Source organism: Methylobacterium hispanicum (assembly GCF_022179285.1).
In the GTDB taxonomy this organism is placed as follows: Bacteria; Pseudomonadota; Alphaproteobacteria; order Rhizobiales; family Beijerinckiaceae; genus Methylobacterium; species Methylobacterium hispanicum.
This window is the reverse complement of the sequence record NZ_BPQO01000008.1, coordinates 195,158-217,654: the sequence shown is the minus strand read 5'-3', so window position 1 is coordinate 217,654 and position 22,497 is coordinate 195,158. Positions and strand designations below refer to the sequence as shown.

The window sequence follows — 22,497 nt, the reverse complement described above, 5'->3', positions numbered from 1 at the left end:
GGCGTGCGCCGCGCCCGGTGCCCGCCTCCCCGCCGGGGAGCGGGCGCCGTCGCGCGGCCGCCGGGCGACGCTAACACGCCATCGATGGCGCGGGCGTGGCAGCGGAGCAACAAAATCCGGGCGCACGGGCACGTCCGCGACACGCCCGCAGCGCCGATTCCTCAAGGTCGCCAAGGCCCTGGCGCGGGCGTTGCCCGAATCGCACGCCGGGTGCGGCTTTGCCTTGCGGCCCCCGGGAGCCCTTCTTATATCCGCTGCGACACGGGATTAGGCGCGGGTTTTTCGCCGGCTCCGGCCCTTGATCCGCCCCCCCTCCCGTACGCACATCACTTTACGTCGCACCGCCATGGGCCGAGCTGCTTCGGGGCTCGGCGGTCTGCTTGAATTCGAACCAACAGAGGGATCCCACCATGGGTAAAGTCATCGGCATCGACTTGGGCACCACCAATTCCTGTGTGGCCGTCATGGAAGGCACGCAGCCCAAGGTCATCGAGAACGCGGAAGGCGCCCGCACCACCCCGTCCATCGTCGCCTTCACGGACGACGGGGAGCGCCTCGTCGGCCAGCCCGCCAAGCGGCAGGCCGTCACCAACCCGGAACGCACCTTCTTCGCCATCAAGCGTCTGATCGGCCGTACCTACGACGATCCGATGACGCAGAAGGACAAGGGCCTCGTGCCCTACAAGATCGTCAAGGGCGACAACGGCGACGCCTGGGTCGAGGCCGACGGCAAGAAGTACTCGCCCTCCCAGATCTCGGCCTTCACCCTTCAGAAGATGAAGGAGACCGCCGAGTCGCATCTCGGCCAGCCGGTCACCCAGGCCGTCATCACGGTCCCGGCCTACTTCAACGACGCCCAGCGCCAGGCCACCAAGGATGCCGGCAAGATCGCGGGCCTCGAGGTGCTGCGCATCATCAACGAGCCGACGGCCGCCGCGCTCGCCTACGGCCTCGACAAGAAGAAGTCCGGCACGATCGCGGTCTACGACCTCGGCGGCGGCACCTTCGACGTCTCGATCCTTGAGATCGGCGACGGCGTGTTCGAGGTGAAGTCCACCAACGGCGACACGTTCCTGGGCGGCGAGGATTTCGACAACCGCGTGGTCGAGTACCTGACCGCCGAGTTCAAGCGCGAGCAGGGCATCGACCTGACGAAGGACAAGCTCGCGCTCCAGCGCCTCAAGGAGGCCGCCGAGAAGGCGAAGATCGAGCTGTCCTCGGCGACGCAGACCGAGATCAACCTGCCCTACATCACGGCGGACGCGACCGGCCCGAAGCATCTCGCGCTGAAGCTCAGCCGCGCCAAGTTCGAGTCGCTCGTCGACGACCTCGTGCAGCGCACGATCGAGCCCTGCCGCAAGGCGCTGAAGGACGCGGGCGTCTCGGCCTCCGAGATCGACGAGGTCGTGCTCGTCGGCGGTATGATCCGCATGCCGAAGATCCAGGAGGTGGTGAAGTCCTTCTTCGGCAAGGAGCCCCACAAGGGCGTCAACCCGGACGAGGTCGTGGCCATCGGCGCGGCGGTCCAGGCCGGCGTGCTCCAGGGCGACGTGAAGGACGTGCTGCTCCTCGACGTGACCCCGCTCTCGCTCGGCATCGAGACGCTGGGCGGCGTGTTCACCCGGCTCATCGACCGCAACACCACGATTCCGACCAAGAAGTCCCAGGTCTTCTCGACGGCCGAGGACAACCAGAACGCGGTCACCATCCGGGTCTTCCAGGGTGAGCGCGAGATGGCGGCCGACAACAAGCTGCTCGGCCAGTTCGACCTCGTCGGCATCCCGCCGGCGCCCCGCGGCATGCCGCAGATCGAGGTGACCTTCGACATCGACGCCAACGGCATCGTGAACGTCACGGCCAAGGACAAGGCGACGAACAAGGAGCACCAGATCCGCATCCAGGCATCCGGCGGTCTCTCCGACGCCGACATCGACCGGATGGTGAAGGACGCCGAGGCCAACGCCGAGGCCGACAAGCGCCGCCGCGAGCTGGTCGAGGTGAAGAACCAGGGCGAGAGCCTGATCCATGCCACCGAGAAGTCGGTGAAGGAGTACGGCGACAAGGTCCCGCAATCCGACCGCGACGGCATCGAGACCGCCAGCACGGCGCTCAAGACCGCGCTGGAGGGCGACGACGTCGAGACCATCAAGGCCCGCACCACGGACCTGATGCAGGCCTCGATGAAGCTCGGCGAGGCGATGTACGCGGCGAGCCAGGCGGCCGGCCCGGACGCCGCCGCGGCGGGTGCCGAGGGCGAGGCCAAGAAGGACGACGTCATCGACGCCGACTTCCAGGAGGTCGACGAGAAGGACCAGAAGAAGCGGGCCTGATCGGCTTCCTTCGAAGTCCAAGAGAGGGGGCCGGAGTGATCCGGCCCCTTTTTTCATGTCCGATCGGATGATCGCTCCTGTGTCGGCGCGTTCTCCCGCCCATGTCATCTCACACATCCGGCGGCTCACGCGCTCTCCCTCCCCCCTTTGCGGGGGAGGGGAAGACGCGGAAGCGGCTGCCCGAGATGTGCGAACATCGTAAAGCGCGCTGAGACAGCGGGGAGCTGCGATACCCGAGCCGACCCATCCGGAAGTCGTGCGAGCCCTGCGCCAGCGGACGGATTTTCTCTGAACGGCCGTGGAGCTGAGGCGTTGACGCCCCACACGATACCGAACGGAGGAAGACACGCCATGCAGATCAAGACGATCGCCGCCGCCGCCTCGCTGGTCATCGGGCTCTCGGGCGCCGCATTCGCGCAGGGCACGCAGCCGGGCGCGGCCGGCGCGAGCGACCCGGCCATGCGCGGCGGCCAGGGCATGGACCGCTCGATGACCCGGATGGACCCGAACACGATGCCGAGCTCGACCGGCACGACTGGCCGCGAGGGCGGCATGGGCAACATGGGCGGCGGAACGGGCAAGAGCAGCAACACCGGCGTCGGCATGGGCAACCAGGGCGCCAACCAGGGCGCGCGCCAGTAAGGTCTGCCGAGCGCGGACTTCAGGAGGGCCGGGGTCCCGATCCCGGCCCTTCTGGCTGCCCGGCCGCCGCTTCCGGCGACCGGCGTTCAGGCCGCGATCACCGTCAGCACCGTGCCGGCCATCCCCGTCACCCGGATGCGGGCCCCGGCCGGGAGGTCCGGCCCGGTGACGCGCCAGTAGGTGTCGTCGAAGCGCGCGGCGCCCGCGCCGCCGACGATCGCCTCCGCCAGCACGCCCTCGCGGCCGACGAGCCCGCGATCCGCCCGGTTGAGCACGCTCGCCGGACGGCGGCGATCGAGCCGCGTCGCGAGGCCGGCACAGAGGATCGAGAGCAGGGCCCAGACGAGGACCTGCACCTGCCAGGGCAGCGGGACCGCGGCCTCGGCGAGCCCGGTCAGCACGGCGGCGAGGCCGAGCCAGATCAGGAACATGCCGGGCAGCACCAGCTCGGCCGCCGCCAGCACGAGGCCGGCGACGATCCAGAGCCAGACGGGCCCGAGCGCTGCGGCGAGGTCGGCCGGCACGCTCAGCGCCTCGGCGTCCCGGCATCCGGCGGCGCGCCCGCGCGCCGGGCGGCCCCCGCCTCGCCGAACACGCTGCGGCTGATCTCGGCGATGCCCCCGAGCGTGCCGGCGAGCGCGGCGGCCTCGATCGGCACCACCACGACACGCTGGTTCGGCGCCGTGGCGAGCGCGCGCACCGCGTCCACGTACTTCTCGGCCACCAGGAAGTTCGCCGCCGCGAGGTCGCCCTTCGCGATCGCCTCGCTGACCATGGCGGTCGCCCGCGCCTCGGCCTCCGCCGAGCGCTCGCGCGCCTCCGCGTCGCGGAAGGCGGCCTCGCGCCGGCCTTCGGCCTCGAGGATCGCCGACTGCTTGCGCCCCTCCGCCCGCAGGATCTCGGCCTGCCGCTGCCCCTCCGCCTCCAGCACGGAGGCGCGCTTCTCGCGCTCGGCCTTCATCTGGCGGGCCATGGCGCCCGCGAGATCGGCGGGCGGCACGATGTCCTTGATCTCGATGCGGGTCATCTTCACGCCCCAGGGCGCGGCGGCGGCGTCCATCACCCGCAACAGGCGCTCGTTGATCTCGTCGCGGTGGGAGAGCAGCTGGTCGAGGTCCATCGAGCCGACGACGGTGCGGATGTTCGTCATCGTCAGCGTCAGCATGGCGGTGTCGAGGCTGGCGACCTCGTAGGAGGCGCGCGCAGCGTCGAGCACTTGGTAGAACACCACCGCGTCGATGGTGACGCCGGCATTGTCGCGGGTGAAGGCCTCCTGGCTCGGAACCTCGATCACCTGCTCCATGATGTTCACCCGCCGGCCGATCCGCTCGACGAAGGGGGTGATCAGCCCCAGGCCGGCCTCGAGGTTGCGCGCGTAGCGGCCGAACCGCTCGACCGTGTAGACGTGGCCCTGTGGCACGATGTTGATCCCGGCCGCCAGCGTCATCACGACGAGCACCGCCACGACGACGGCGAACACGCTCAAGCCCACCGAGAGATCCATGCCCGCCCCCTGCCCGTCCGGCCCGCATTGAGGCGGAGCGGCGCGGCCGGCGCAAGGTGTCCGGACCGGGCCCGCGCGGGAACCGCCGGCCCGTCAGCGCTTCCAGACGCCGAGCCGCTCGCTGCGGGCGTGGTCCTCGGCGGCGACGAGTTCGGGCGTGGCCTCCGGCGAGGCGCGGCCGCCGCCGTTGAACAGCACCACCTCCGAGAGGTCGCGGCCCTCGATCTGGCAGAGCTGGTTCTCGCTGCCCGGCACCGGCTGGCAGGTCACCGGGCGGTTGTTGATGTAGCGGGTGAGTTCGTCGGCCTGCCCGCCGCGCACCCACTCCACGCCGAACAGCCGCACGAGCTTGCCGTTGAGGCGCAAGGTCGCGGTGTCGATGACCTGGGCCTGGCCGGTCACCGCGTTGGGGGCCGGGCGCGGCGCCTCCTCGGGCGCGGATTCCGTCTCGGCGGGCGGCGCCTCGGCGGGCGCGGCGGCCTGCGTCTGCGGTTGGGCTGGCGAGGCGGCCTGCGGGGCGGGCGCGGACGTGTCCTCGCCCGCCCCGCGATAGGAGAGGACGAGCCCCGCCCCGACGACCAGCGCGAGGGTCGCGGCGGCGGCGCCCGCGAGCCGTCCGCGGGACCCGGACCCGCCGAGGCCCCCGTCGCGCCAGTCCTGCAGGCCGGCGCGGAACCGCCGGAGGCGATCCTGCGCCCCTTCGTGCCGTGCGGGCGCCTCCGCGACGGCGCCCGCGGCCCCGGGATCGGCAGGCTCCGCGCCGCGGCTCCTGTCGAGGCGCGCCCGCAGGTCGGCGAAGGCCGCGGCCGCGGACTGGGCGAGCGCGCGGCCCTGCTCCGAGGAGCGCTCGGCGAGCGCGCGGGCCCGCTCGGACTGGGTCTCGACGAAGCGCGCGGTCGCGGCCCGCATCTCGGCGGCGTTGGCCCCGAGGCCGGATTCGGGCGCGGGCTCCGCCGGGGCGGGGGCGGCCTCCGGCGGCAGGAACAGGGCCGGATGACGCTCGGCGATCTCGTCGATGAGGTCGGCGAGCGTCATCGGCGGCGCGGTTGCGCCCTCGGCGCCCTCGGCGGTCGCCGCGCGCGTGCGCGGCAGGCCGTGCCGGTCGATCACCCGGTAGCCGGGCTGTCCCTCCGCCGGCTCGACCGCGGCGGCGGCCAGGAGTTCGAGCGTGCGCAGCGCCACGGGGCGGGGGCGGCGGCGCTCGATCTCCGCACGGATCTGCGTCTGCAGCCCGGCCCGCTCCGCGCCGTCGAGCACGGGACGCTGCGCCTCCGTGCCCTCCACTTTCTCCGCCGCTGTCGCGCCTGAAACCGCCATGGGGTCCGATCTAAGCATCCTTGAGCGGAGTGTCCCGCGGGTCCGGCGAAAAAATGATGCGGACGTCCGATCCGGGACCGGCGCGCGTCAGGCGCTCCGGCCGGCGCCGGCCGTCCCGGCGCTCGCCGAGCCGCGGTGCAGGACCCGGCTCGTCTCGGAGACGATCACCGGACGCGGCCCCGCGAGGCTCACCTCCAGCACCACCTCGGCGATTCCCTCCGAGACGGCGCCGCGGCTCGGGCTCGCCGCCCGGAAGGCGACCTCGGCCCGCACCACGCAGGTCGCCAGCGCCCCGTTGCAGAAGGTGCGCATGCCGCGCGGCTCGTAGCGCCGCTCCGGCCAGCGCCGGGCGAAGTCCCGCTTCTCCGCCATCACGGCACGCAGGCTCACGGTGCGGCCGTGGAAGCGCACCTGATCCCCGTAGAAGCGCGGGGCGCTCGCCACGATCGCCGGGCCGGGCGCCGAGACCGCGTCGAAATAATCCGCCGCGAGGCCCTGCGCGGCGCCCGCCCAATCGCCGAGGCGCGGCTCGACCCGCGCGGCGGCGGGCGGGACGGGCGCGGCCTGGACGGGCGGCGTGTCGGCGAGCCGGCGCTGGCGGCGGTGGCGCTCCAGACGGCGCTCGGGCCGCTCCGGACGCTCGGCGTGCCGCCCGCCCCGTGTGGTCCGCGCGGCGCTCCGTTCCCGCGCCGGCCCGGTCTCCGTCTCCGCCGGAACGGCCCGCGCCTGCGGCACGGCGGAGGGGGCGGCCGCGGGCGCGGCCGGCTCCGGCCGACTCTCGGCGGGCCTAGACGGCGCGGCCGGGCGGGCTGGCGGATCGACCCAGCCGGACTGCGCACGCGCGCCGCCGACGACGAGCACCCCGGCCGCGAGGGCGAGGCTCAGGGTGGCGAGGGAAGAGGCAGGACGCATGATCTCACCAGGGCGCGGCCGAGCGGGGACGTGCCGGGGCGGCACAGCGTGAAACGCGACGGGGTGGGCGGGTAGTTCCGCCCCGTCGTCCGCGACGGCCCCGGCGACATCTCACGCCGAGCCTCTTACCAGTCCCCTCCGGGCCGCGCGGACACACCGGCCGAAAGACCGGCCCGTCATCCCCGCACCCACGGAAATCCACAGTCCGGCCCCGGACCGGGGTTGAGATCGGGCGCCGCACACCCAAGTCTCCGCTCAACCCGGGTCCGGGCTCCTCTGGCGGCCGAGGCGTCGGCCGTGATGTCGGACCGCTTCCTGCCTTTGCGCTGACGCGGCGCGAACGCACCGGAGTGCCCGCCCCTTGACCCTTACGCAGACCCAAGCTCCGCAGGCCGGCGCCACGCAGGGCCGAGCCCCCGGGCAGCCCCGCCGCGCCCTCCTGATCTGCAACGCGAAGGCCCGCAACGGCGGCGTCGATCTGGACGAGATCCGCGCCGTCCTGCGTGCGGGCGGGATCGAGCCGGTCGAGCCGCCGCCCGGCGACTGCAAGGCGCTGATCACCGCCCATGCCGGCTCGGTCGATCGCGTCATCCTGGGCGGCGGCGACGGCACCATGAACGCGGCGGCCGAGGCGCTGGTCGAGACCGGGCTGCCGCTCGGCATCCTGCCGCTCGGCACCGCCAACGATCTCGCCCGCTCGCTGGGGATCCCCCTCGACCCGGTGGCCGCCGCCCGCCTCATCACGACGGCCGAGGCACGGCCGGCCGACCTCGGCTGGGTCAACGGGCACTACTACTTCAACGTCGCGAGCATCGGATTCTCGGCGGAGCTCGCGGGCGAGCTGACCGCGGAATCGAAGAAGACCTGGGGCGTGCTCGGCTACGCGGTCGCGGCCGTGCGGGTGCTGCGTCGGGTGCGGCCCTTCACGGTGACGATCGAGCATGACGGGCAGACCGAGCGCGTCACCACCATCCAGGCCTCGGTCGGCAACGGGCGCCACTACGGCGGCGGCATGACCGTGGAGGAGGGCGCGGCGGTCGACGACGGCAAGCTCGACTTCTACAGCCTGGAGGTCGCCCACTGGTGGCGCCTCCTCGCGCTGCTGCCGGCCTTGCGCCGCGGCACGCAGGGGCGGGCGCGGGACGTGCGCGCCTTCAAGACCACGGAGATCCGCATCACCACCCGCAAGCGGCGGCCGGTGAACACCGACGGCGAGCTGACGACCTACACGCCGGCCCATTTCAAGGTGGTGCCGAAGGTCATCCGCATCTTCGCGCCCGGCCCGGACGCGCGCCCCGGCCCCCGCGACGGCCTTCTCCCCCTCTGACGCTCGCGCCCTGATCCCCGCCCTCTGACCGGACGCCGCGGAGACGCCACCCGTGCTCGACAACCTGATGCAGCTCGCCGCCGACCCGGCCGTCTGGGCCGCGCTCGCCACCCTCGTCGTGATGGAGGTGGTGCTCGGCATCGACAACCTGATCTTCATCTCGATCATCACCAACAAGCTGCCGCCCGAGCATCAGCAGCGGGCGCGGCGCATCGGCATCGGCCTCGCCCTCGTGCTGCGGCTGGGGCTGCTCGGCACCGTCGCCTTCATCGTGCAGCTGACCGAGCCGATCTTCGAGATCTTCGGCAAGGCCTTCTCCTGGCGCGACCTGATCCTGATCGCGGGCGGCCTGTTCCTGCTCTGGAAGGCCACGAAGGAGATTCACGAGAGCGTGGATCCGCACGCCGACGAGAAGGGCCCGGGCGCGGCCCTCGGCTTCTCGGCGGCGATCGGCCAGATCCTCCTGCTCGACCTCGTCTTCTCGATCGATTCGATCATCACGGCGGTCGGCATGACCGAGCACGTGCCCGTGATGATGATCGCGGTGATCGTCGCCGTGACGGTGATGCTGCTCGCCGCCGACCCGCTCTCGCGCTTCATCGCCGCCAACCCGACGGTGGTGATGCTGGCGCTGGGCTTCCTCATCATGATCGGCATGGTGCTGATCGCGGAGGGCTTCGGGGCGCACGTGCAGAAGGGCTACATCTACACCGCGATGGCCTTCTCGGCGGGTGTGGAGGGCCTGAACATGCTGGCCCGGCGGCGCAAGCGGGCCAAAGCGGGCCGGGGCGAGGCCCCGTCCCCCCGGATCGACACGGTCCAGAGGAAGGCGGGCCGCGCCTGAGGCGCGGCCGTCTCCGGCCTATTTCTGCTTGGCGATGACCTTGTCCTTGATCCCCTCGTAGACGCTCTCGGACAGGATCTTCTTCGAGACGAGCTCGTCCTTGCCGCGGTAGGGGCGGCCCTTGATGATCGCGGCCGAGCGCGCGCTGCCGATGCCGGGCAGGGCGTCGAGTTCGGCGGCGCTGGCGCTGTTGAGGTCGATCAGCGCCGTCTTGGCGGCGTTGGGCGACCCGGCGACGGGCGCGCTCGGGGCCTTCGGCGCGGCCGGCGTGGCGGGCGCCGCGGGCGCGGGCTTCGTCGGCGCGGCGGGGCTCGGCGCGGAGGGGGCCGGCGCCTGCGCGAGGGCCGGCGCGGCGGCCAGCGCGGTCAGCAGGGCGAGGGTGCGCAGGATGGGGCGGGTGGACGAGACCATGGCGGTTCTCCGGATCAGTCCCGGCCCCTTGGACGAGGCCGGCCCCACGAACGTGGGGTCTGCCGCTTGAACTGCCGCTTAACGCCGGGCGCGTTCTGCGTTAAGTGCGGGCCGCAAGGCAGGGCAGGCGGGCGGCCTCTAGTCAGGGACGTCGGCCGACGCTATAAGCGCGCCCTCGAATCTCCGTGTCCGGCGGTGCACGAGGCGCTCCTCGCTCCGAGGAGCCGCCCGCGCGCCGCTTTGCCGTCATCCGCCAGATCGAAGGATTGATCCCATGGCCGTTCCGAAGCGAAAGACCTCCCCCTCCCGCCGCGGCATGCGCCGCTCGGCGGACGCCCTCAAGGCGCCGACCTACGTCGAGGACAAGGATTCGGGCGAGCTGCGCCGTCCGCACCACATCGACCTGAAGACCGGCATGTACCGCGGCCGTCAGGTCCTGAAGGTCAAGTCGGCCGAGGCCTGAGCCCGGAAGACGTCCGGCGCGGCCGGGATCGCGGCCCCCGCGGGGGGCATCCCCGACGGGGATCAGGCGACCCGCCGCGCCGCCTCCGCGTAGAGCGAGGCGGCCCGCCGGGCCCGCTCCATCCGCGACGGCAGCAAGGTCGGGTCCGCGCCCGCCAGGAGCTGCGCCACGAAGCCGACCTGCGGCCGCGCGCTGCCCGGGCTTCTCGGATCCCAAGAGCCTGAACCGTTCTGTCCCGCGGACGAGCCGTCCGGCACGGGAACGACCGCGCGCGCCGTCTCGACCGGGGCACGCCGCTCCGCGCCGGTGGGTCGTACCGTTCCGGGACGCCGGCTTGGTTCGATCCGGGACATCGCCTCGCAACCCTCCGCGACCATGCCACGACAGGTGCAAGCGTTGAGCCAGCGTTAAGGTTTCGTCAACCTTTGCGTGGGCCGCGCCCAGGCAGGATGCAGGCGGATCCGGCGGATCCCCTTTCCCCGCCGTGCGGGAGAGGGCTTCGGCGACCTTGTCGTCGCCGGAGCGAGGCGGCAGCCGGACAAGGGGGCCTTGACGGAAGAGGCTCGTCCGGAGTCGCCCCCCTCACCGCCGCTGCGGCTTCGCCCGCACCACCCACAGACACGACAGAGTGGCCGCGGGCCCCTCCCCGTACGCGTGGAGAGGGAGGAGCCTCATCCAGCGGGCGCTGGCCTGCCACCCGCCTCCCTACTTCTTCGCGAGCGCCTCGAGCCGCTCCTGCATCGCGAGCATCTGGCGCTTCAGCTCGTCCAGCTCGCCGCTGCTCGTCGCCGCCGCGGGAGGGTTGGCGGGCTTCGGCGGGGCCGGCGGCGCAGCCCCCGGCGTCGCGCCCGCGCTGAGGCCCGTGAACATCTTCATGGCGTCCCCGAAGAACGACATGTTGGTGCGCACCTGCTGCTCCAGCGCGTTCTGGAAGGCGGCCGGGCCGAAGCCGGTCCCGAAGCCGCCCGTGCCGAACTTCTCGCGCAGGCCTTCCTGGTCGCGGGCGAAATTCGCCATCGAGAACTCGAGGAAGCTCGGTACCATCGTGCGCATGCTGTCGCCGTAGAAGCGGATCAGCTGTCGCAGGAAGGCCACCGGCAGCAGGTTGTCGGCCCCGGCCTTATTCTCCTGCTCGAAGATGATCTGCGTCAGAACCGAGCGCGTGATGTCCTCGCTGGTGCGCGCGTCGTAGACGACGAAGTCCTCGCCGTTCTGCACCATGGTCGCGAGATCTTCGAGCGTGACGTAGGTCGAGGTGCCGGTGTGATAAAGGCGCCTGTTCGCGTACTTCTTGATGACGGTCTGATGGACCTTGACGCTGTCCGCCATCTCTGCGGCCTCTCCCGAACATGACGGTGCGGCCGGCTTCACGATGCGACCGCTTGCAGAACGTAAGGCTTTCATGCGGCGTCGAAAACCGCAATTCGGCACCTTTCCCGGCACAATCATGCATAACGCGCCGGCAAAGCCAACTTTCCGGCCCGCGCCGGTCGTCAGCGATGGCCCTTTGGGCGGCTTGACTTCGCCGTGCCCAGGCCCTTCATCCCATCAACGGACCCGAGTGCGGACACGTCTGAAGCCGCGCCGGCCGCCAGAGGAGAACGCAAGATGGCAGGCAGCGAGGAGATCGTCATCGTCGGCGCGGCGCGCACCCCGGTGGGCTCGTTCGGCGGCGCGTTCGGCAGCGTGCCCGCGCACGAACTCGGCAAGGTGGCGATCCAGGCCGCGCTGGAGCGGGCCAAGGTCTCGCCCGACGACGTGGACGAGGTGATCTTCGGCCAGGTGCTCACCGCGGGCGCCGGCCAGAACCCGGCCCGTCAGGCCGCCATCGCGGCCGGCATCCCCGAGAAGGCCACCGCCTGGGGGCTCAACCAGGTCTGCGGCTCCGGCCTGCGCACCGTCGCGATCGGCATGCAGCAGATCGCCAACGGCGACGCCACGGTGATCGTGGCCGGCGGCCAGGAATCGATGTCGCTCTCGCCCCACGCGCAGTACCTCCGCGGCGGCCAGAAGATGGGCGACGTCAAGCTCGTCGACACCATGATCAAGGACGGGCTCTGGGACGCCTTCAACGGCTACCACATGGGCACGACCGCCGAGAACGTGGCCCAGGCCTTCCAGCTCACCCGCGAGCAGCAGGACCAGTTCGCGACCCGCTCGCAGAACAAGGCCGAGGCCGCCCGCAAGGAGGGCCGCTTCAAGGAGGAGATCGCCCCCGTCACGGTGCCGGGCCGGAAGGGCGACACGGTCGTGGACACCGACGAGTACATCCGCGACGGCGCGACCGTCGAGGCGATGGCCAAGCTCAAGCCCGCCTTCTCGAAGGACGGCACGGTCACGGCCGCCAACGCCTCGGGCCTCAACGACGGCGCGGCGGCGATCGTGCTGATGTCGGCCTCCGAGGCCGAGCGGCGCGGCCTCACACCGCTCGCCAAGATCAAGTCGTGGGCGACCGCGGGCGTGGATCCGAAGGTGATGGGCACCGGCCCGATCCCGGCCTCGCGCAAGGCCCTCGACAAGGCCGGCTGGAAGCCCTCCGACCTCGACCTGATCGAGGCCAACGAGGCCTTCGCCGCCCAGGCGCTCGCGGTGAACAAGGACATGGGCTGGGACGACGCCAAGGTGAACGTCAACGGCGGCGCCATCGCCATCGGCCACCCGATCGGCGCCTCGGGCGCGCGCGTCCTCGTGACCCTGCTGCACGAGATGAAGCGGCGCGACGCCAAGAAGGGGCTGGCCACCCTCTGCATCGGCGGCGGCATGGGCGTCGCCATGTGCCTCGAGCGGCCCTGATCGCCCACGGTTCCCGGCGGGGGCGGGACAAGCCGCCCCGCGCTGAAACGCTTTCAACCGGTTCTCAAGAATAAATTCGGTGCGCGGTCCGCGCGCGATGGGCAAGATGCGCCCATCGCGCGGGGGCACGCCGCCCCCGGTTGAGCGGCAATCCCAACAAGAACATCCGGAGGAAACCATGGCTCAAGGACGCGTCGCCCTCGTCACCGGCGGCACCCGCGGCATCGGCGCGGCGATCTCGAAGCGGCTGAAGGACAAGGGCTACCGGGTCGCCGCCAATTACGGCGGCAACGACGAGGCCGCCAACGCCTTCAAGGCCGAAACCGGCATCCCGGTCTTCAAGTTCGACGTGGGCGACCTCGCCAGCTGCGAGGCCGGCATCAAGGCGATCGAAGCCGAACTCGGACCCGTCGAGGTCCTGGTCAACAACGCCGGCATCACCCGCGACGGTGCCTTCCACAAGATGACCTTCGAGAAGTGGCAGGCGGTGATCCGCACCAACCTCGACTCGATGTTCACCTGCACCCGCCCGCTGATCGACGGCATGCGCTCGCGCAACTTCGGCCGCATCATCATCATCTCGTCGATCAACGGCCAGAAGGGCCAGGCCGGCCAGACCAACTACTCGGCCGCCAAGGCCGGCGTGATCGGCTTCGCCAAGGCGCTGGCACAGGAGAGCGCCTCGAAGGGCATCACCGTGAACGTGATTGCCCCGGGCTACATCGCCACCGAGATGGTGATGGCGGTGCCGGAAGATATCCGCAACAAGATCATCTCCACGATCCCAACCGGCCGCCTCGGCGAGGCCGACGAGATCGCCCACGCGGTCGAGTACCTCGCCAGCGACGAGGCCGGCTTCGTCAACGGCTCGACGCTGACCATCAACGGCGGCCAGCACTTCGTCTGATCCGGTAGATGCGGGTCCGGCGCCCCGGCGCCGGGCCGTCAGCGCGGCGTCGGCCGCCAGTCCGGCGGCGCCATCTCGAAGCCCGCGAAGTCGAAGCCCGGCGCGACGGTGCAGCCGACGAGCGTCCAGGCTCCGAGACTCGTCGCGGTCTGCCAGTGGCCGGCCGGGACCACGTGCTGCGGGCGCTGGTTGCGGGTGAGGTCGGGCCCGAGATGGTGGGCCGCCGCGTCGTGCCCGTTCGGGCTGACCGTGAGCACCAGCGGCGCGCCCGCGTACCAGTGCCAGATCTCGGCGGCATCGACCCGGTGCCAGGCCGAGACCTCACCCACGTCGAGCAGGTAGTAGATCGCCGTGCCGACCGAGCGGCCCGCGACCGCGCTGGGGTCGCGGAAGGTCTCGCGGTAATGGCCGCCCTCGGGATGGGGCGCGAGCCCCAGGGCAGCGATCACCTGCGCGGCCGTCATCGCCGGGTTCATGCGTTGCGATTTCCTTGCATCTCGCGGGGCGACCGCGCGCCGCCCGGGGGTTTTCCCGTGAAATCTCGGTGCGTCGCCGCACTCACTCGCCGATCGCGCCCTGCGGCAGGCTGAAACCGGGCGGCACCCTGGGCGCGGCCTTCGCCTGGCCTCGGGCGGGCACCGCTTCGCCCTCGAGCTTCGGAGCGGCCTCCCGGGTCTTGGCCGCGCGCGCCGGCTTCGCCTCCTTGCGGGCCGCGACCGGCGGAGGCGCCTTCACGGCGGGCGCCGCGGTGCATTCCCGGAAGCCGAGGCGCGCGAGGGGGCGGCCGTCCTCGGAGACGATGCTCAGCGGGTCGGGCAGCGGCGGCAGCGTCTCCCGCCAGCGGATGGCGGTCCCGAGCTGCGCCTCGATCGCGCCCGGTGGACCGCCGCGCCGGAGGGCGGAGAGGTCGGGCCCGTAGGCGGTCGCCAGCTTGCCGCCGATCGCCACCTGCAGCACCTCGGTCGTCTCCGGCGTGAGGGGGCGCAGCGGGTTCTCGACCTGCGCCCGCCCGACCCGGGTCACGAACACCTCGAAGCCCTTCTCGCCCTCGAAGCGCGCCGCCTGCGAGCCGCAGGCGATGGTCGGCGGCGCCGCGAAGGTCGCGTCGAGGGGCGCGCGGTCGATGGCCGGAGCCGGAGCGCGCAGGGGCTCGGCGGGCCGCGCCTCGGGCGCCGGTGCGGCGGGCGCCGTCTCGGCCTTGGCCTTTGGCTTCGGTGCCGGCTTCGGAGGCTTCGGACGGGCCGGCTTCGGGGCGGCCGCCGCGTCGGCGGCCGGCGCCTCCTGCGCGCGGGTTCCGGCCGGCAGACCGAGCACCAGCGCGGCGGCGAGAAGGAGGGGGAGCGTGCGCATCGGGCTCACCACGGGCTCAAGCCTTCTCGCCGGAGCGGCCGGAGGCGGGCGGGATCGGCTCGACGTCGAGCACCTCCGCGGAGCGGTCAATGGGACTGCGCGACGGCCCGACCCGCGTGACCAGATCCTCGTCGCGCTCGTCGAGTTCGTTGTCGAGCCGCAGGGGCGGGCGCCGGCTCTGGGCCGCCATGCGCACCGCGATCACGCCCACCACCGTGCAGGCGAGCACGGCGCCCAGGATCAGGAGGAGTTCCATGCGGACGAACCGTTACCCGAACCGCACGCCTCTTGCACCTGTCTCACCGCGCACTCTCTCGCCGCGCCCCTGTCCCGCCTCCTGCTGTCGCCTCTTGCGCATGCCTCCGCGCCGCGCGATCAGGCGGGACCGCCGACGAAGCGGAACGGAGCTTGCACCGGGGAGCCGAACGGGGTCCCGCGGATGCCGCGCCGGATAGAACCGAACGACAGGGAGCCAGGACCGATCGATGCGCGAGACCGAGCGGAGCCGAAGCCCCGAGGAGCTTGAGACCCATCTGCGCGGCCTGATCGAGGCCTCCCGCGAGCAGGCCGCGGAGGACCCGTTCCGCAATCCCGTGCTCGCCGTGACGCTGGCGATCACCCGCCGCTTCGACCGGGGCGAGATCGACGGCGACGACCTCGACGCCCTGTTCGTGCGCCTGCGCGCCCAGGCGCTGGCCGACCGGGCCGGACGCCTGCGGGCCTATGTCGGACTCAACGGGCCACAGGACGCGAGGGCGGACGCGGACGCCGCCGTGCCGAACCGTCTCGTCGCCGCCGTGCCGCAGCGCGCGGGCGATTTCGAGACGTTCCGCGAGCGTGTCGGCCGCACCGCCTTCGCGATCGTGTTCACCGCACACCCCACCTTCGGCATGCCCCGCGCGGTGGCGGCCCTCCTCGCCCGGAGCGCCAGCCTCGCCGACCCGGCCGCGCGCGAGCCGCTGATCGCGGAGGCCGCCGCGCTCTCGACCCGGCCCGACCCGAAGATCAGCCTCGACGACGAGTTCGATCAGGCCTGCGTGGCCGCCAACCACGCCCGCGCCGCGCTCGACGGCTTCAACGGCGCGCTCATCGACGCCGCCCGTCGCCGCTGGCCCGACCGCTGGACCGAGCTGGTGCCACGCCCGCTCGCGGTGGCGAGCTGGGTCGGCTGCGACACCGACGGGCGCACCGATATCGGCTGGTGGGACACGCTGCGCTACCGCCTCGAATCGAAGCGGATGCAGTTCGACCGCGTGCTGCGCCAGCTGCCGCGGATCCCCGCCACGCAGGTGGTGCGGAGCCTCGCCGAGAGCGCGCTCAGCGCCGTCAACCGTCAGCTCACGGTGGCACCCCGGCTCGGCGAGAAGCCCTCCCTCGAGGCGGTACACCGCTTCGCCCTCGCGGTGATCATCGAGCGCGACCGCGCCCAGACCGATGCGGGGGCGCTCCTCGCCGGCCTCGCGGCCGCGATGTCCGCCGCCGAGGACGAGGCGGACCGGCGGGCGATCGCGGTGCTGCGCGCGGGCGTGGCGACCCACGGCCTCTCGAACGCGCTGCCGCATTTCCGGCTCAACGCCAGCCAGATCCACAACGCGGTGCGCCGCGTCACCGACGTCGAGGGCGAGCCGGCAGACCCCGCCCAGCGCCGCTCGCACCTCGCCACGATCCACGCGCTCCTGAACGACGTGGCGCCGGTCGCGGTGGATTTCGGGGCGCTCGCGGCCGAGCGCGCTTCGGCGGCGCGGCTGATGATGACGATCGCCCAGATCCTCAAGCACGTGGACGGCACCCATCCGGTGCGCTTCCTCATCGCCGAGACCGAGACCGGCTACACCCTGCTCGCCGCCCTCTGGCTCGCCCGGCACTACGGCATCGCGGACAGGCTGGAGATCACGCCCCTCTTCGAGACCGCCGAGGCGCTGGAGCAGGGGATCCGCGTGCTCGACGACGCGCTGCGCAACCCGCACTGGCGCCAGTATCTCAAGCGCATCGGCCGCCTCACCGTGCAGTTCGGCTACTCGGATTCCGGCCGCTACGTCGGGCAACTCGCCGCCACCTTCTGGATCGAGCGCCTGCGCCTGCGCATCACCGAGCTGATGGTGCAGAACGGGCTCGCCGACATCGAGCTCGCGATCTTCGACACGCACGGCGAATCGATCGGGCGCGGCGCCCACCCGACCTCGCTGCGCGACCGCCTTGCCTACCTCGCCCCGGAGGACGCGCGGGCCAAGAACCGGGCCGCGGGCATCCGGGTGCGCCTCGAATCGAGCTTCCAGGGCACGGACGGCTACCTGCTGTTCGGTTCCCCCGCGCTCGCCGAGGCCAGCGTCGCGCGGGTCGCCGAGCACGTCTACGCCCTCGACCTCGCCGAGGACGACGCCTTCGCGGACTACGCGCTCGCCGAGCCCAAGGCCGGGCCGGACGCCGCCCGCGACCCCGTCTACGCCGAGACCGACTTCGCGCTCGAATTCTTCACGGCGGTGCGCCAGGAGATGGAAACGCTGGTCGAGGATCCGGGCTACGCCGCGCTGCTCGGCACCTTCGGCCCGAGCCTGATCGACCGCACCGGCTCCCGGCCCGTGGCGCGCCAGAGCGACGGCGGCGGCCCGGCGCTGATCACCCACCCGCGCCAGATGCGGGCGATCCCCAACAACGCGATCCTGCAGCAGCTGGGCTACCTTGCCAACGCGCTCCACGGCCTCGGCCGGGCGGCCGAGCGGGCGCCGGACATCTTCAGCGAGATGCGGCGCGACTCGGTGCGCTTCTCGCGCGCCTTCCGGCTGGCCCAGCACGCCGCGAGCGTCGGCGACCTCGACGTGCTGCGCGCCTACATCGACACGCTCGACCCGGCCGTCTGGCTGGAGCGGGCGCGCCGCACGCAGAAGGACGGGCGCCGCGAGGAATTGATCACGGTCGCGCGCAGCCTGGAGCGGCTCGACCTCGCGCCGTCGTTACGCCGTCTGTTCGGGCGGCTCACCTGCGACTGGCTCGGGTTGCAGGCGGCCGCACCCGACCTCAGGAAGATGTCGGTGCGCCTCACCCTGCTGCACGCCCTGCGCCTCGCGCTGATCCACCGGATCTGGTTCACGGCCGTGCACATCCCGAGCTTCCGCCCGCAGGCGGGGGTGAGCCGCGAGCAGTTGCTGGAGCGCTTCCTGCGCCTCGACATCGACGCCTGCATCGCGCTCCTCGACGAGATCTTCCCCGTCACGCCAGACCCGACGCTGGGGCTGAATTTCGGCGAGCCGGCCGGCCCGCGCGATGTCGGCACCTACGAGGCCGAGCATACCGGCCTGTTCGACCCGATCCGACGCATGTTCGCGCAGGTGCGCGAGATCTCCGGCATGATCCAGCACGAGGTCGGCGCCTTCGGGTAGGGGGATCCCCGAGGGACGAGTCCCTTGGGCGGGGTCCCGGGGCAGTGCCCCGGGCTTGGCTTCTCCGCCCCGGCTCTGCCGGGACGGGGAAGCCAAATGCAGGGCCAAGATCCAGAACCTTGCCTGCACCCGCCAAAGGTCTCGACCTTTGGAATCCAGTACCGATGCGGGCGCATCTGCCTTCTGGCCGGGAACCGGTCCGGCGTGATAACGCGGCCGCAAGGATGCGGCCGGGAACCGGCATCCCCATATGCCGCTCGGCCCGCGCGGCGTCGCGGAAGCGCGGGCAGAGTCGATCCGGCCTGATCGACCATGAACCGGCTGGCCGCCCGTCCCCGTGGCGTGGGGCGCGAGGGACCTTGAGGACAGGGATGTCGAAGCGGGACTATTACGAGATCTTGGGCGTCGAGCGGACGGCCACGGACGGCCAGATGAAGACGGCCTTCCGCAAGCTCGCGATGACCTACCACCCGGACCGCAACCCGGGGGACAAGGAAGCCGAGATCAAGTTCAAGGAGCTGAACGAGGCCTACCAGTGCCTCTCCGATGGCCAGAAGCGCGCGGCCTACGACCGCTTCGGCCACGCCGCGTTCAGTCAGGGCGGCGCGGGCGGCCCCGGATTCGGCAACGAGTTCGGCGACTTCATGTCGGACATCTTCGACAACTTCTTCGGCGACGGAAGGGGCGGCGGGCAGGCCCGCGGGCGCGGCGGCGCGCCGGGCCGCGAGCGCGGGGCGGACCTGCGCTACAACCTCGAGATCAGCCTGGAGGAGGCCTTCCTCGGCAAGACCGAGACCATCCGCATCCCGACCTCGATCACCTGCGAGACCTGCGCGGGCTCGGGCGCCAAGCCCGGCTCGAAGCCGCGCACCTGCTCGACCTGCGGCGGCTACGGCCGGGTGCGGGCAGCGCAAGGGTTCTTCGCCATCGAGCGGACCTGCCCGAACTGCCACGGCCGCGGCGAGATCGTGGACGACCCGTGCGCGTCGTGCGCGGGGGCCGGCCGGGTCAACCGCGAGCGCACCCTCTCGATCAACGTGCCGGCGGGCGTCGATGACGGGCTGCGCATTCGGCTGGCCGGCGAGGGTGAGAGCGGCCTGCGCGGGGGGCCGGCGGGCGACCTCTACGTCTTCCTCTCGATCAAGCCGCACGACTTCTTCCAGCGCGACGGGGCGGACCTGTTCTGCCGCGTGCCGATCTCGATGGTGACGGCGGCGCTCGCCGGCGAGATCACCGTGCCGGTGATCGACGGCTCGCAGACCCAGGTGCGCATCCCGGCCGGCACCCAGACCGCCAAGCAATTCCGCATCAAGGGCAAGGGCATGCCGGTGCTGCGCTCGCGGGAGGTCGGCGACCTCTACATCCAGGTCTTCGTCGAGACCCCGCAGAACCTGACCAAGCGGCAGCGCGAGCTGCTGCAGGAGTTCGACAAGACGGCTTCCGACGACAACCACCCGGAGAGCACGGGCTTCTTCTCGAAGGTGCGCGACTTCTTCGGCGGCGCAGCACAGGCCTGAGCCGCCTCCCCCGGAAAAACCGCGCTGACGGCCGGATCCAAACGGGCTCCGCGCGGTTGTCGCTTTTGGCCGGTCCCGTGCGGCGTTGCCCTAGCAGGGTCGCCGGCTTGGCGGTATGAGAGCGTCGTCCTCGATCCTCCAACGATAACAAGGAACTCCGGACTTGCCTCCGTTACGTCGTTCCAGCACGAAAGCGCGGGCCGCGGGGTTGGGTGAGCGGCGCGATCCGCTGGAGGACGAGGCGCGGTTCCTGCGCTCCTGGTTCGAGCGGCCGCTCGTGACGGGCGCGGTGACGCCCTCGGGCAAGATGCTCGCCCGCACCATGGCCGCCTACGTCGATCCGCGCCGGGACGGCCCGGTGATCGAGCTGGGGCCCGGCACCGGCCCTGTGACCGAGGCGCTGCTGCGCCGCGGTCTGGCCCCCGAGCGCCTCGTCCTGGTCGAGTTCAATCCGGACTTCTGCCGCCTGCTCGCGCGTCGCTTCCCCGGCGTCACGGTGATCCGGGGCGACGCCTACGATATCCGGCGCACCCTCGGCGACGTGCTCAACGAGCCCGCCGCCGCCACGATCTCCAGCCTGCCGCTCTTCACCAAGCCGCTGGAGCAGCGCCTCGAGTTGCTGAACGCCGCCCACGACCTGATGCAGCCGGGCGCGCCCTTCGTGCAGTTCACCTACGCGGTGGTGCCGCCGATCCCGGCCCGCTGCGAGGCCGGCAGCTACACCGCCGACCGCTCGAACCGGGTCTGGCTCAACCTGCCGCCCGCCCGCGTCTGGGTCTACCGCCGGCCCTGAGGCCCGGCGCGGGATCCGTGCGGGGCTGCGGATCCGGCGGCCGTCCGCTACTCGCCCAGCGCCGCCCGGGTCTGGGCATCGGTGCCGATGTCGCCCGTGCCGTCCATGCCGAGCAGCTCGATCAGGCGCAGCCGCGCCCGGCTGACCCGGCTCTTCATCGTCCCCGCCGGCACGCCGCAGATCTCCGCGGCCTCCTCGTAGGTGAAGTTCTGCGCGCCGACGAGGATGAGGGCCTCGCGCTGCGCCAGGGGCAGCCGTTCGAGGGCGCCCCGGAACGCCTCCATCTCGACCCGGATCTCCTGCTCGGGCAGGCTGGCGAGGCGCCCGGCGATGCTGCCGTCGACATCCTCGACCTCGCGCTTCCGCTTGCGTTGCTCGGAGTAGAACAGGTTGCGCAGGATGGTGAACAGCCACGCCGTCAGGCTCGTGCCGCGGCGGAAGCTGTCGGCCTTGATCCAGGCGCGCACCAGCGTGTCCTGCACGAGGTCGTCGCTGCGGTCGAGGTCGTAGGTCAGCGAGAACGCGAAGGCTCTGAGCGCGGGGATCGCGCCGAGCAGCATGTCGCGCATCTCCGCGTCGGGGGTGAGCGGCGCACCGGGGGCGAGATCGGGCCGGGTCATCGCGACGGCTCCTCGACCTGTTCCGCGGGGCAGGCGAGATCGGCCTCGCCGAGGCGGGCGACCAGCCGTTCGAGCCGCTCCGGAACCGGCTGGGTCAGCGCTTCGGCGTATAGTATCCGCAGGCCGCGGCCGATCCGAGCGCGGGCGGCGGGATCGAGCCGGCAGCGGCGCGGGCCGCGCACCGGGGCGGCTCGGGACTGCTGCACGTCCTCGGGCGCCGCGGGGGCGCCGCTGTTGGGGTCTTGCGTCATCGGTAGCCTTGCGGACGCGATGAGGCTGGGCCGGCGAGCGGCCGGATTCCGGAACACCGGGTGGCGCCTGTGGCCGTCCGCGGGTGCCGGGCTCATCGCCATGTGGCGCCGGAGCTACAGGATGGGGATTCAATCGGATCTGAAAGCCGCATTCAGGCGGCTTTAATCATGTTTCTCCCGTGTAACCGAAGTGTAGGCCCGAATTCCGCGAGTCGGCCTCAAGTCGGCCGGACCGGAGCGGAAGCTCTGTGGCAAGACCGTCCTCCCGCCTCGGAAAGGCGCCGCGACGGGAGCGTGGTGCCGGCGGAGGGGATCGAACCCCCGACCTTCGGTTTACAAAACCGCTGCACTACCGCTGTGCTACACCGGCCCGATTCGCTTGCTACCAGCCGTGCACCGGCCGTTCAAGCCGAGCCGGATTCCCGGGCCGGTCCCTTGGCATTCCCTGTCCGGTCCCTTGGCCCTGGCCCGGGCTCCGTGACATTCTCGGTCGAACGACGTCCCGAGCGGAGAGGCGCCCGATGTCCCTGGTCTGTCCCGTCATCCTCGGCAGCGTCCGCTCCGACCGGCAGGGCCTGCGGGCCGCCCGCTTCCTGGTCGGCGCGCTGGAGGCCCGCGGCCACGAGGCGCCGCTGGTCGATCCGGCCGCGCTGAAGCTCCCGCTGCTCGACCGCATGTACACGGAGTATCCGCGGGGCGAAGCCCCGGAGGCCCTGGAGACCCTCGCCGCCCTCTACGGCCGCGCGGACGCCTTCGTGGTCGTCTCGGCCGAGTACAACCACAGCATCCCGCCGGCCCTGTCGAACACGCTCGACCACTTCCTGGAGGAGTACTTCTGGCGCCCCTCGGCGATCTGCTGCTACTCCGCCGGTCAGTACGGCGGCGTGCGCGCCGCGATGCAGCTGCGGGCGATGATGGCCGAGCTCGGTGCCCCCAGCATCCCCTCGCTGCTGCCGATCCCGCGGATCGGGAAGGCGCTCAGCGAGGGCGGCGAGCCCACCGAGGACTGGCTCCCCAAGGCGACGAACCGCTTCCTCGACGAGTTGACCTGGTACGCCGAGGCCCTGCGGGCGCAGCGCCGGACGGGCACGCCCTACTGAGGGCCCCTCCCCCTCTGGCATCGCCCTTGCCATGGCCCG

General features: G+C 72.0%; 23 protein-coding genes and 1 tRNA gene. 11 read left to right on the top strand and 13 right to left on the bottom strand.

Going from position 1 to position 22,497, the window contains the following annotated elements; translation table 11 throughout:
• Nucleotides 1-410 precede the first annotated feature (410 nt).
• Together dnaK and MFF56_RS12060 are read left to right on the top strand one after the other, a co-directional pair.
• Complete coding sequence (gene dnaK, locus MFF56_RS12065) at nt 411-2,330, top strand: molecular chaperone DnaK (protein WP_066924278.1); 1,920 nt, start codon at nt 411-413, stop codon at nt 2,328-2,330.
• 351 nt (nt 2,331-2,681) lie between these two features.
• Nucleotides 2,682-2,972, top strand: coding sequence for a hypothetical protein (locus tag MFF56_RS12060; protein WP_066924276.1), 291 nt, complete (start codon nt 2,682-2,684; stop codon nt 2,970-2,972).
• 86 nt (nt 2,973-3,058) lie between these two features.
• Here the strand turns inward: MFF56_RS12060 and MFF56_RS12055 are convergent, their stop codons facing one another.
• The 4 genes from MFF56_RS12055 to MFF56_RS12040 all read right to left on the bottom strand — a co-directional run bounded on the left by MFF56_RS12055 (nt 3,059) and on the right by MFF56_RS12040 (nt 6,705).
• Nucleotides 3,059-3,496, bottom strand: a complete 438-nt coding sequence (locus tag MFF56_RS12055; protein WP_373324053.1) for an NfeD family protein — start codon at nt 3,494-3,496, stop codon at nt 3,059-3,061.
• A 2-nt stretch (nt 3,497-3,498) separates the two neighbouring features.
• Nucleotides 3,499-4,476 carry an SPFH domain-containing protein gene (locus MFF56_RS12050; RefSeq protein WP_238230055.1) on the bottom strand — a complete coding sequence of 326 codons (978 nt, stop codon included), beginning with the start codon at nt 4,474-4,476 and terminating at the stop codon, nt 3,499-3,501.
• A gap of 93 nt (nt 4,477-4,569) precedes the next feature.
• A complete protein-coding gene (locus tag MFF56_RS12045; protein ID WP_238230054.1) occupies nt 4,570-5,760 on the bottom strand; it encodes a nuclease in 1,191 nt (396 codons plus the stop codon).
• Between the two features lie 120 nt (nt 5,761-5,880).
• On the bottom strand, nt 5,881-6,705 hold the full coding sequence (locus tag MFF56_RS12040; protein WP_238230053.1) for a hypothetical protein: 825 nt from the start codon (nt 6,703-6,705) through the stop codon (nt 5,881-5,883).
• A 361-nt stretch (nt 6,706-7,066) separates the two neighbouring features.
• Here MFF56_RS12040 and MFF56_RS12035 point away from each other — a divergent pair, with 361 nt between their 5' ends.
• Entirely contained in the window at nt 7,067-8,032 is a 966-nt protein-coding gene (locus MFF56_RS12035; protein WP_082772836.1) for a lipid kinase, read from the top strand.
• Between the two features lie 67 nt (nt 8,033-8,099).
• Nucleotides 8,100-8,876: a TerC family protein gene (locus MFF56_RS12030; protein WP_066923495.1), complete on the top strand. Its 777-nt coding sequence runs from the start codon at nt 8,100-8,102 to the stop codon at nt 8,874-8,876.
• A gap of 18 nt (nt 8,877-8,894) precedes the next feature.
• Here the strand turns inward: MFF56_RS12030 and MFF56_RS12025 are convergent, their stop codons facing one another.
• Nucleotides 8,895-9,287 carry a ComEA family DNA-binding protein gene (locus MFF56_RS12025; protein ID WP_066923492.1) on the bottom strand — a complete coding sequence of 131 codons (393 nt, stop codon included), beginning with the start codon at nt 9,285-9,287 and terminating at the stop codon, nt 8,895-8,897.
• A 274-nt stretch (nt 9,288-9,561) separates the two neighbouring features.
• Between MFF56_RS12025 and rpmF the strand changes: the two genes are divergently transcribed.
• Nucleotides 9,562-9,750 carry a 50S ribosomal protein L32 gene (rpmF, locus tag MFF56_RS12020; protein WP_003601373.1) on the top strand — a complete coding sequence of 63 codons (189 nt, stop codon included), beginning with the start codon at nt 9,562-9,564 and terminating at the stop codon, nt 9,748-9,750.
• A 62-nt stretch (nt 9,751-9,812) separates the two neighbouring features.
• On the opposite strand, the gene MFF56_RS12015 is transcribed toward rpmF, so the two are convergent.
• Both MFF56_RS12015 and phaR read right to left on the bottom strand, forming a co-directional pair.
• The gene (locus MFF56_RS12015; RefSeq protein ID WP_238230052.1) at nt 9,813-10,103 is read right to left on the bottom strand and encodes a hypothetical protein; all 291 of its coding nucleotides are present in this window, start codon (nt 10,101-10,103) and stop codon (nt 9,813-9,815) included.
• A gap of 352 nt (nt 10,104-10,455) precedes the next feature.
• Entirely contained in the window at nt 10,456-11,079 is a 624-nt protein-coding gene (phaR, locus tag MFF56_RS12010; protein ID WP_066922347.1) for a polyhydroxyalkanoate synthesis repressor PhaR, read from the bottom strand.
• A 279-nt stretch (nt 11,080-11,358) separates the two neighbouring features.
• Here phaR and MFF56_RS12005 point away from each other — a divergent pair, with 279 nt between their 5' ends.
• Both MFF56_RS12005 and phbB read left to right on the top strand, forming a co-directional pair.
• Nucleotides 11,359-12,543 carry an acetyl-CoA C-acetyltransferase gene (locus MFF56_RS12005; protein WP_066922349.1) on the top strand — a complete coding sequence of 395 codons (1,185 nt, stop codon included), beginning with the start codon at nt 11,359-11,361 and terminating at the stop codon, nt 12,541-12,543.
• A gap of 178 nt (nt 12,544-12,721) precedes the next feature.
• Complete coding sequence (gene phbB / locus MFF56_RS12000) at nt 12,722-13,450, top strand: acetoacetyl-CoA reductase (RefSeq protein ID WP_066922351.1); 729 nt, start codon at nt 12,722-12,724, stop codon at nt 13,448-13,450.
• A gap of 38 nt (nt 13,451-13,488) precedes the next feature.
• On the opposite strand, the gene MFF56_RS11995 is transcribed toward phbB, so the two are convergent.
• From MFF56_RS11995 to MFF56_RS11985, 3 genes are all read right to left on the bottom strand, one after another.
• Nucleotides 13,489-13,926: a cupin domain-containing protein gene (locus tag MFF56_RS11995; RefSeq protein WP_066922353.1), complete on the bottom strand. Its 438-nt coding sequence runs from the start codon at nt 13,924-13,926 to the stop codon at nt 13,489-13,491.
• Nucleotides 13,927-14,008: 82 nt separating this feature from the next.
• Nucleotides 14,009-14,800, bottom strand: coding sequence for a hypothetical protein (locus MFF56_RS11990; protein WP_066922355.1), 792 nt, complete (start codon nt 14,798-14,800; stop codon nt 14,009-14,011).
• 16 nt (nt 14,801-14,816) lie between these two features.
• Nucleotides 14,817-15,056 carry a hypothetical protein gene (locus tag MFF56_RS11985; protein WP_066922357.1) on the bottom strand — a complete coding sequence of 80 codons (240 nt, stop codon included), beginning with the start codon at nt 15,054-15,056 and terminating at the stop codon, nt 14,817-14,819.
• Nucleotides 15,057-15,285: 229 nt separating this feature from the next.
• Here MFF56_RS11985 and MFF56_RS11980 point away from each other — a divergent pair, with 229 nt between their 5' ends.
• The 3 genes from MFF56_RS11980 to MFF56_RS11970 all read left to right on the top strand — a co-directional run bounded on the left by MFF56_RS11980 (nt 15,286) and on the right by MFF56_RS11970 (nt 20,487).
• Complete coding sequence (locus MFF56_RS11980) at nt 15,286-18,177, top strand: phosphoenolpyruvate carboxylase (RefSeq protein WP_238230051.1); 2,892 nt, start codon at nt 15,286-15,288, stop codon at nt 18,175-18,177.
• Between the two features lie 371 nt (nt 18,178-18,548).
• A complete protein-coding gene (dnaJ, locus tag MFF56_RS11975; RefSeq protein ID WP_238230050.1) occupies nt 18,549-19,694 on the top strand; it encodes a molecular chaperone DnaJ in 1,146 nt (381 codons plus the stop codon).
• Nucleotides 19,695-19,857: 163 nt separating this feature from the next.
• Entirely contained in the window at nt 19,858-20,487 is a 630-nt protein-coding gene (locus MFF56_RS11970; protein WP_066923244.1) for a class I SAM-dependent methyltransferase, read from the top strand.
• A 47-nt stretch (nt 20,488-20,534) separates the two neighbouring features.
• Here the strand turns inward: MFF56_RS11970 and MFF56_RS11965 are convergent, their stop codons facing one another.
• From MFF56_RS11965 to MFF56_RS11955, 3 genes are all read right to left on the bottom strand, one after another.
• Nucleotides 20,535-21,107: a sigma-70 family RNA polymerase sigma factor gene (locus tag MFF56_RS11965; RefSeq protein ID WP_066923246.1), complete on the bottom strand. Its 573-nt coding sequence runs from the start codon at nt 21,105-21,107 to the stop codon at nt 20,535-20,537.
• Complete coding sequence (locus tag MFF56_RS11960; RefSeq protein WP_197430607.1) at nt 21,104-21,358, bottom strand: NepR family anti-sigma factor; 255 nt, start codon at nt 21,356-21,358, stop codon at nt 21,104-21,106. The genes MFF56_RS11965 and MFF56_RS11960 overlap by 4 nt, the downstream gene beginning before the upstream one ends.
• A 295-nt stretch (nt 21,359-21,653) precedes the next feature.
• Nucleotides 21,654-21,728 (bottom strand) — tRNA-Thr (locus MFF56_RS11955).
• A gap of 151 nt (nt 21,729-21,879) precedes the next feature.
• Between MFF56_RS11955 and MFF56_RS11950 the strand changes: the two genes are divergently transcribed.
• Entirely contained in the window at nt 21,880-22,458 is a 579-nt protein-coding gene (locus MFF56_RS11950) for an NADPH-dependent FMN reductase (RefSeq protein WP_066923252.1), read from the top strand.
• Nucleotides 22,459-22,497 lie beyond the last annotated feature (39 nt).

Coding starts and splice junctions, on each gene's coding strand:
- dnaK (WP_066924278.1), top strand. CDS start 411: ATGGGTAAAGTCATCGGCATCGACTTGGGCACCACCAATTCCTGTGTG.
- MFF56_RS12060 (WP_066924276.1), top strand. CDS start 2,682: ATGCAGATCAAGACGATCGCCGCCGCCGCCTCGCTGGTCATCGGGCTC.
- MFF56_RS12050 (WP_238230055.1), bottom strand. CDS start 4,476: ATGGATCTCTCGGTGGGCTTGAGCGTGTTCGCCGTCGTCGTGGCGGTG.
- MFF56_RS12040 (WP_238230053.1), bottom strand. CDS start 6,705: ATGCGTCCTGCCTCTTCCCTCGCCACCCTGAGCCTCGCCCTCGCGGCC.
- MFF56_RS12030 (WP_066923495.1), top strand. CDS start 8,100: ATGCAGCTCGCCGCCGACCCGGCCGTCTGGGCCGCGCTCGCCACCCTC.
- MFF56_RS12025 (WP_066923492.1), bottom strand. CDS start 9,287: ATGGTCTCGTCCACCCGCCCCATCCTGCGCACCCTCGCCCTGCTGACC.
- rpmF (WP_003601373.1), top strand. CDS start 9,562: ATGGCCGTTCCGAAGCGAAAGACCTCCCCCTCCCGCCGCGGCATGCGC.
- MFF56_RS12015 (WP_238230052.1), bottom strand. CDS start 10,103: ATGTCCCGGATCGAACCAAGCCGGCGTCCCGGAACGGTACGACCCACC.
- phaR (WP_066922347.1), bottom strand. CDS start 11,079: ATGGCGGACAGCGTCAAGGTCCATCAGACCGTCATCAAGAAGTACGCG.
- MFF56_RS12005 (WP_066922349.1), top strand. CDS start 11,359: ATGGCAGGCAGCGAGGAGATCGTCATCGTCGGCGCGGCGCGCACCCCG.
- phbB (WP_066922351.1), top strand. CDS start 12,722: ATGGCTCAAGGACGCGTCGCCCTCGTCACCGGCGGCACCCGCGGCATC.
- MFF56_RS11995 (WP_066922353.1), bottom strand. CDS start 13,926: ATGAACCCGGCGATGACGGCCGCGCAGGTGATCGCTGCCCTGGGGCTC.
- MFF56_RS11990 (WP_066922355.1), bottom strand. CDS start 14,800: ATGCGCACGCTCCCCCTCCTTCTCGCCGCCGCGCTGGTGCTCGGTCTG.
- MFF56_RS11985 (WP_066922357.1), bottom strand. CDS start 15,056: ATGGAACTCCTCCTGATCCTGGGCGCCGTGCTCGCCTGCACGGTGGTG.
- MFF56_RS11980 (WP_238230051.1), top strand. CDS start 15,286: ATGCGCGAGACCGAGCGGAGCCGAAGCCCCGAGGAGCTTGAGACCCAT.
- dnaJ (WP_238230050.1), top strand. CDS start 18,549: ATGTCGAAGCGGGACTATTACGAGATCTTGGGCGTCGAGCGGACGGCC.
- MFF56_RS11965 (WP_066923246.1), bottom strand. CDS start 21,107: ATGACCCGGCCCGATCTCGCCCCCGGTGCGCCGCTCACCCCCGACGCG.
- MFF56_RS11960 (WP_197430607.1), bottom strand. CDS start 21,358: ATGACGCAAGACCCCAACAGCGGCGCCCCCGCGGCGCCCGAGGACGTG.
- MFF56_RS11950 (WP_066923252.1), top strand. CDS start 21,880: ATGTCCCTGGTCTGTCCCGTCATCCTCGGCAGCGTCCGCTCCGACCGG.